This is a genomic window from Actinoplanes subglobosus (assembly GCF_042650585.1).
In the GTDB taxonomy this organism is placed as follows: Bacteria; Actinomycetota; Actinomycetes; order Mycobacteriales; family Micromonosporaceae; genus Actinoplanes; species Actinoplanes subglobosus.
The window spans coordinates 492,074-499,208 of sequence record NZ_JBHSBL010000005.1 but is presented as its reverse complement, the minus strand read 5'-3'; the positions used below and the strand labels follow the sequence as shown (position 1 = coordinate 499,208).

Genomic DNA, 7,135 nt, shown 5'->3' with positions numbered 1-7,135 from the left:
CACCCCATCGTCCGCGCGAGGTAAAACCCCAGCCCGACGAGGGACTATCCCGCCAGACGAGGGGCTATCCCGCCAACAGTGGATCTTGACGGCTGGTCGTGAGCGTCGTCTCGAAGCAGTGGAAACAGCGGTGGCAACCAGCCGGCCAAACAATCGACCAAGTCGAGCCCGCGAGCGGCCGGACACTCCCCCGATGGCCGCGCTCCAGGCCTATCCACACCCAACAGCAATATCGGGCGCACCCACCGCCCACCCGAGGGCGGCAACCGCACCCGACAACAGCCCCGGGCCACCCCATCGTCCGCGCGAGGTAAGGCCTCAGCCCGGCGGCCGCGTTTCGGCCGGGAGGATGCGCCAAGGTCGCGTGGTGGCTTACGGAACTGGATCGATGCGGTTGGGATCGGTCCGCGGCGTACCAAAGCGGGTCTGAAAGCGCGGAGGGCAGACCGGAAGGCGCGCTGCGGGCGCGAGCCACGGAGAACCGTGCGGACGGCCGCAAGCGGACGGTGCCGGTCGCGGAGAGCCGAGCCTGACGCCGCAAGCGGACAGTGCGGGCCCAAGAAGGCCGGGCGGGATGCCGCAAGCGGACGGGGGTGAGTCGCAGGAAGGCCGGGCCAGACGCCGTGGGTGGAAGGTGTGGGTTGTGGGGAGCCGTGAGCGGGGGGGGTGGGGAGGGTGGGTGGCTACTCGGGTGGGTCGTGGTGGATGCGGGTTCGGGGGACGCCGAGCCGGTGGAGGGCCTCGCTCGTGCTTGCGATCATGAGGGGTGGGCCGGCCAGGTAGATCTCGTGGCGGGTCCACTCGCCGTACGTGGCGACGGCGTCGGTGACCAGGCCGGACGGGTAGGGGCCGGGGTCGCCTTCGGCGACGATCGGGATGACCGTGGCACGGGGGATCTCGGCGGCCAGCGCGGTCAGGGCGTCGATGTCGTAGAGTTCGGTCAGGTCGCGGACGCCCCAGAACAGGACCGCCTGGCGGGTGTCGGCGGTGGCGGCGAGTTCGGCGAGCATTGCCTTCATCGGGGCGACGCCGGTGTCGCCGGCGATCATCAGGATGGGGCGGCCGCTCTCGGTGGGCAGGGCCATCTCGCCTTCGGCGCGGGTGACCCGGATGCGGTCGCCGGGGCGGGTGTGGTGGACGAGGGTGCCGCTGACGCCGGTCTCGGTCTTGGCGCGCACGTGCAACTCGATGACGTCTTCCCGGTGTGGGGCTCCGGCCAGCGAATACGGCCGCCAGATGCCGGGGACGGCGGGGACCTCGAAGCGGGCGTACTGGCCGGGACGGTACGGCATCGGCAGGAACGGGCGCAGCCGGACCACCGCCAGGTCGTCGCGGCGCAGATCGTGCTCGACGACCTCGGTGTCCCAGATCGTCGGCTGGTACGCCGTCAGCGTCCCCCCGTGCACGATCCACTCGTAGGTGTGCTGCCATGTCCAGCGCCACGCCTGGTCGAACTCCTGCCGCCAGGTGCCGGGGGCCATGCCGGTGCGCATCGACTCGGCCAGGGCGGCGCCGACGAGGTGCAGCTGGTTCCACTGGATGCCGCACTCGGCGAGCGCGGCGCCGACCGCGGAGCAGCCGGTGACCAGGGCAGGCGGGTCGTCCATGGTGTGGATGAGCCAGGTGATGGCGCGGGCCAGTTGGGCCCGCTGGCCGTCGGGGGCGCCGGGCAGCGACTCCAGTAACGCGGGCTGGGCCTGGTCGAGGGCACGCCACAGCCGGCCGGCGACCGCGTCGGGGCCGCCGGCGAAGGTGAGGCTGGTGCTGAGCAGGCGTTGCGTGTCGCGGAGGGCGGCGTCGTCGGCCGGGTCCATGCCGTCGCGGCCGGGGCCCGCGCCGGGGCCGGGCAGGGTGCGGCCGGGAAAGCGGCGCGGGATCGCCGGATAGTTCTGCGCGGCGGGGAACTCGGTGCCGGGCGGGCCGCCGGTCCGGACCCCGACGATCGGCGGGATGGTCGGCACGGGTGCGGCCGGGCCGGACGGGTTGACGCCGCCGATCGGCGGGATGGCCTTCATGCTGGCACGTCCCAACGTTGCTCCGGGGTCACCGCGCCACAGCAGCCCGGCGTCGGCAGGGCGGGGGCTCTCCGGCTCCTCCTCGGGCTCCTCCCGCACGGGGATGTCGGAGAGGGCCGCGGCGGTGTCGGCCTCGCCCGCGGAGGCGGCGTCGGGAGCGCTCTGGCGCAGACGGATGGCACGCAGCAGGGAGAGCAGATGCGGATCTGACCCCGAACCCGAACCAGACGACACAGAAGAACCCTACCCGCACCCCCGGGACGGCGATGCGAATAATGCCGTTGTGCCTGCACTGACGATCACCGACCCGGACGACCCGCGGATCGGCGACTACCGCGCCCTCACCGACGTCGAGCTACGGACCCGCTGGGAGCCGCCGAACGGGCTGTTCATCGCCGAGGGTGAGCTGGTGATCGGGCGGGCGCTGCGTGCCGGGTACCGGATGCGCTCGGCGCTCGTCGACGAGAAGCGGGCCGGCCAGCTGACCGGGCTGCCGGACGACGCGCCGCTGTACACCGCGCCGCCGGGGGTCCTGGAGTCGATCACCGGGTTCCACGTGCACCGGGGCATCCTGGCGTCGTTCCACCGGACCACCCTTCCCGACCTGTCGGACATCCTGACGAACGCCCGCAGCATCGCGGTGCTGGAGGGGCTGAACACGCACACCAACCTGGGTGCGCTGTTCCGGAGTGCGGCCGCGCTCGGCATCGACGCCGTGGTGCTGTCGCCGAACTGCGCGGATCCGCTCTACCGCCGCGCCGTGCGGGTCAGCATGGGTGAGGTGTTCGCCATCCCCTACGCGAAGTCCGAGGACTGGCCGGCGACCCTCGCGGCGATCCGGGCGGCCGGGTTCACGCTGCTGGCGATGACTCCGGCGCCGGACGCGGTGGCGCTGCGCGCGCTCACCCCGGCGCAGCGTGCACGGCCGGCCCTGCTGCTCGGTGCCGAGGGGCCGGGGCTGACCCGTACCGCGCTGGACGCCTCGGACGTGCGGGTGGTGATCCCGATGTTCAACGGCGTCGACTCGCTGAACGTGGCGACCGCCGCGGCGGTGGCGTTCTACGAGCTCGGCGCACGAGACGAGACGAGCTAGGCGCGCGGGACGAGACGAGCCAGGCGCACGGGACGAGACGAGCTAGGCGCGGGACGGAGGAGCTAGGCGCGCGGGACGAGACGGCCGCCGGTCCAGGCCAGGCCCATCCCGGCGGCGAGGAGCAGTAGCGCGCCGACAGTCGGGACCGGCTGGTCCATCTGGGTGCCGGCGCCCATCGCCGCGGCGGCCAGCATCAGCAGCACCCCGTCGGCCGGGTTGACCAGTTTCGACCGGAACACCGCCCAGCCGAGCAGCAGCAACCCGGTCGCCGAGATGATCACGGCGGTGGTCAGCAGGTCGGCGACGTGCCCGGCGGCCAGGGGGGCGCTCTCCACCACGGCCTCCTCGGGCAGACCGGCCAGCGGCACCAGCATCGTGCCACCGGCCAGTGTGACGAGCAGGCCGGCCAGTGCGCATCGGCGGGTCCGGGATCCGGCGAGCAGGCCGGCCAGCGCGATCACGGCGATCACCGCGAGCCAGCCGGCCAGGAGCCCGACCACGAGCGGGCCGGGCTGGCCCTGGACGCCGAGGGTGAGCCAGCCGTAGAGGACCGCGGCGACCGGCAGGGCCCACAGGGCGAGACGCGCGTACCTCCGGACCGACCAGATCCAGATCGCGTCCCGGACCGGAAGCGGGTGTCCGTCCGACTCGGCCGGGGTCGGGGCGCCGACCCAGGCTGGGGCGACCCGCAGGGGCCGCCCACTCGCCGTCTGACGATGGCTGATGCTCATGGCTCCGCCTCACTAGCAGGGGCAACAAGCCGAGCGGCCGGGGGCACCGGTCGGAATCCTGCTGCGAGCATGCCAAACGACGCGCCCGGATTGCGGCTGATCTCACATTTTCAGCGCTTCTCGATGTGTGCCGCCCCGTCGTAGTCGGCACCGCCGAGAGCAGCGGTCGGCGGAATGGCCTCCGGCGCGGGAAGGGCCGCCTCGACCTCGTCGTCGAGTTTCCGCGCCTCGGCTGCCGCCTCGGCGGCGACGGCCCGGGCCTCCCGCTCGATGGCCTCCGGGTCGAGCCCGCCGTCACGTGGCACGTCGCCGGCCATGTTGGCCAGGCCGCCCAGCGCACCACCGAGACCCTCGAGGGCCCTGGTCAGCTCGGTCGGCAGGATCCACACCTTGTTGGCGGTGCCGTTGGCGATCTGCGGCAGCGACTGAAGGTACTGGTAGGCCAGCACCTTCTGTGACGGGTTGGCCTGATGGATGGCGTCGAAGACGGTGCGGATCGCCTTGGCCTGGCCCTCGGCCTGAAGGATCCGCGACTGCCGGTCACCGTCGGCGCGCAGGACGGCCGCCTGCTTCTCGCCCTCGGCGGTCAGGATCGCCGCCTGCTTGTGGCCCTCCGCGTTCAGGATGGTGGCGCGGCGCTCCCGCTCGGCGCGCATCTGCTTCTCCATCGAGTCGCGGATGCTCGGCGGCGGCTCGATCGCCTTGATCTCCACCCGGGTGACCTTGATGCCCCAGCGTCCGGTGGTCTCGTCGAGCACGCTGGACAGGTGCTTGTTGATCTGGTCGCGGCTGGTCAGGGCGCGTTCCAGGTCGAGCGAGCCGATCACATTGCGCAGTGTGGTGACGGTGAGCTGCTCGATGGCCTGCAGGAAGTTGGAGATCTCGTAGGTCGCCCGCACCGAGTCGACGACCTTGAAGTAGAGCACCGTGTCGATCGAGACGACCAGGTTGTCGGAGGTGATCACCGGCTGCGGAGGGAAGGAGACCACCTGCTCCCGCATGTCGACCTTGGTCCGCACCGAGTCGATGAACGGGACCAGCAGGTTGAGGCCGGGTGAGAGGGTCCGCGAGTACTTGCCGAGCCGCTCGACCACGTCCATCCGCTGCTGCGGGACGATCCGGACCGACTTGGCCAGGGTGACCACCGCGAACAGGACGATCGCGATACCGAGAACTGCCAGAACCACTTCCATGACGTCGCTCCCTTATTGAACGTCGGGTAGGTCGTCGTGCCACACCACGAGCGTCGCGCCGCGCAGCTCGACCACCCGCACGTGCTCACCGGGGGCGAAACTCTCCCGGTGGTCGGCCGAGCGGGCCTGCCACAGCTCTCCGTCGATCTTGACCATGCCCTGGTCACCGGTCACCTCGTCGACCACGGTGCCACGGGAGCCCGAGATCGCCTCGATGCCGAACGGCCGCTCCCCCGTCTCCACCGCCGGCCGGGCATGCCGCAGGACGATCGGGCGTAGCGCCGCGACGGAGACGCCGGAGACGACAGCGAACACGATCAGCTGCACGAGCAGGTCCGCCCCGAGGGCGGCGGCGCCCGCGGCGGCCAGGGCTCCGGCGGCGAAGAAGATGACGAGGAACGTGGCGGTGAAGGCCTCAGCGATGGCCAGGCCGATGGCGAGGACTACCCAGAGTACGGCTTCCACTCCCCGATCGTGGCACGTCCGCGCACGTCCAGCACAGTTAGACCGATGAGTTCGCAGCAGGTTCGCAGAAGGGGAGGAACCACTGTGTCATTGCTTCCGGAGACCTGCCGCCGCATCGATGGGATAGCCGCCCGGGCGCAGTCGGCCGGACGGGTGCCGTCACTGGCTCTCGCCGTCGTCCGCGACCGGGTGGTGCTGCACTTCGCGAGCGCCGGCGAGCAGCCGCGCCCGGACCCCAAGACCCAGTACCGGATCGGCTCGATCACCAAGACGATCACCGCGACGATGGTGATGCAGCTGCGGGACGAGGGCTTCTTCTCCCTCGACGACCTGCTCTACCGGCACCTGCCGGGCACCCCGATCGGTGGCATCACCCTGCGCCAGCTGCTCGGGCACGTCTCCGGTCTGCAGCGCGAGCCGGACGGGCCGTGGTGGGAACGCCACCCCGGCGGCGACACCGAGAAACTGCTGGCCGAGCTGACCTACGAGAAACTCGCCGGTGCGCCGTACCGCCGCTTCCGCTACTCGAACCTCGCCTACGGCCTGCTCGGCACCGTCCTGGAACGGGTCACCGGGATGAGCTGGGGCGACCTCGCCGGCAAACGCGTCCTCGACCCGCTCGGCATGAAACGCACCAGCTACCACCCGGTCGAACCGTACGCCCGCGGCTACGTGGTGCACGCCCTCAGCGGCGCCCTGCACGAGGAGCCGCGCCCCGACACCGGCGCGATGGCCCCGGCCGGGCAGCTCTGGTCGACGGTCACCGACATGGCGAAGTGGGCCGGGTTCCTGGCCGATCCGGCGCCCGCGGTCCTGGCCCGCGAGACGGTCGACGAGATGTGCGCGCCCGTCGTGATCAGCGATCTGGAGTCGTGGACCGCCGGGCACGGCCTCGGGCCGCAACTGTTCCGGGTCGGCGAGCGCGTCTACGTAGGCCACGGCGGCTCGATGCCCGGCTATCTCGCGCACGTCGCGGTGCACCGGGGCAGCCGGCTCGGCGCGGTCGTCTTCGCCAACGCCTACGGCATCGACGGGACCACCATCCAGCAGATCAGCCTGGAGGCGCTGACCGCGGCCGTCGACAGTGAACCGGTGGCCGTACCGGTGTGGCGACCACCCGCGGCACCGCAGGGCGAGGCCGCCGAGATCTGCGGCCGCTGGTGGTGGATGGGCCGCGAACACTCGATCACCCCCGACGGCGACACCCTGCTCATGTCCGGGCCGTTCGCCGAGACCCGCTACGCGCGCGAGGCGCCGGACCGCTGGCGCGGCCTCTCCGGCCCCAACGAGGGCGAGGTCCTGCGCATCCTCCGCAATCCGGAGGGCCAGGCCGACCGCCTGGACATCGCCACCTTCCTCTTCAGCCGCGACCCCCTGCATCTGGCCTGACAAACCCCCATCTGGTACGCCGTAGGCCCATCCCGACCGCACCCACCGGTCCCGTGGCTCCCGCGCGAGGTGGCTGCCCACTCCCGGCCTCTGCCGCGGCCGCCGGGCTGATTGCGACGGTCACCGCCAGATCGCGAGCCGTCGCTCGGACAGGTGACCTGTACGTCATGACCGGCGTGAGCGACGGCTCGCGATCTCAGCCGTCACTCACGGACGCGATACGCCCGGGATAACCGTCGGCCCGGGCCG

General features: G+C 71.8%; 6 protein-coding genes. 2 read left to right on the top strand and 4 right to left on the bottom strand.

The window, feature by feature from the left end; genetic code table 11:
- Positions 1–683: 683 nt before the first annotated feature.
- Positions 684–2,249, bottom strand: coding sequence for an FAD-binding oxidoreductase (locus ACFO0C_RS05710; protein WP_378065442.1), 1,566 nt, complete (start codon positions 2,247–2,249; stop codon positions 684–686).
- Positions 2,250–2,298: 49 nt separating this feature from the next.
- Between ACFO0C_RS05710 and ACFO0C_RS05705 the strand changes: the two genes are divergently transcribed.
- Entirely contained in the window at positions 2,299–3,108 is an 810-nt protein-coding gene (locus tag ACFO0C_RS05705; RefSeq protein WP_378065441.1) for a TrmH family RNA methyltransferase, read from the top strand.
- A gap of 62 nt (positions 3,109–3,170) precedes the next feature.
- Here ACFO0C_RS05705 and ACFO0C_RS05700 read toward each other — a convergent pair whose 3' ends face one another.
- The 3 genes from ACFO0C_RS05700 to ACFO0C_RS05690 form a co-directional block, all read right to left on the bottom strand.
- Positions 3,171–3,839, bottom strand: a complete 669-nt coding sequence (locus ACFO0C_RS05700; RefSeq protein WP_378065440.1) for a hypothetical protein — start codon at positions 3,837–3,839, stop codon at positions 3,171–3,173.
- Positions 3,840–3,949: 110 nt separating this feature from the next.
- Entirely contained in the window at positions 3,950–5,032 is a 1,083-nt protein-coding gene (locus ACFO0C_RS05695; protein WP_378065439.1) for an SPFH domain-containing protein, read from the bottom strand.
- A gap of 12 nt (positions 5,033–5,044) precedes the next feature.
- Positions 5,045–5,497, bottom strand: coding sequence for an NfeD family protein (locus tag ACFO0C_RS05690; RefSeq protein WP_378065438.1), 453 nt, complete (start codon positions 5,495–5,497; stop codon positions 5,045–5,047).
- A gap of 84 nt (positions 5,498–5,581) precedes the next feature.
- Here ACFO0C_RS05690 and ACFO0C_RS05685 point away from each other — a divergent pair, with 84 nt between their 5' ends.
- Entirely contained in the window at positions 5,582–6,886 is a 1,305-nt protein-coding gene (locus ACFO0C_RS05685; RefSeq protein ID WP_378065437.1) for a serine hydrolase domain-containing protein, read from the top strand.
- The last annotated feature ends 249 nt before the right edge of the window (positions 6,887–7,135 follow it).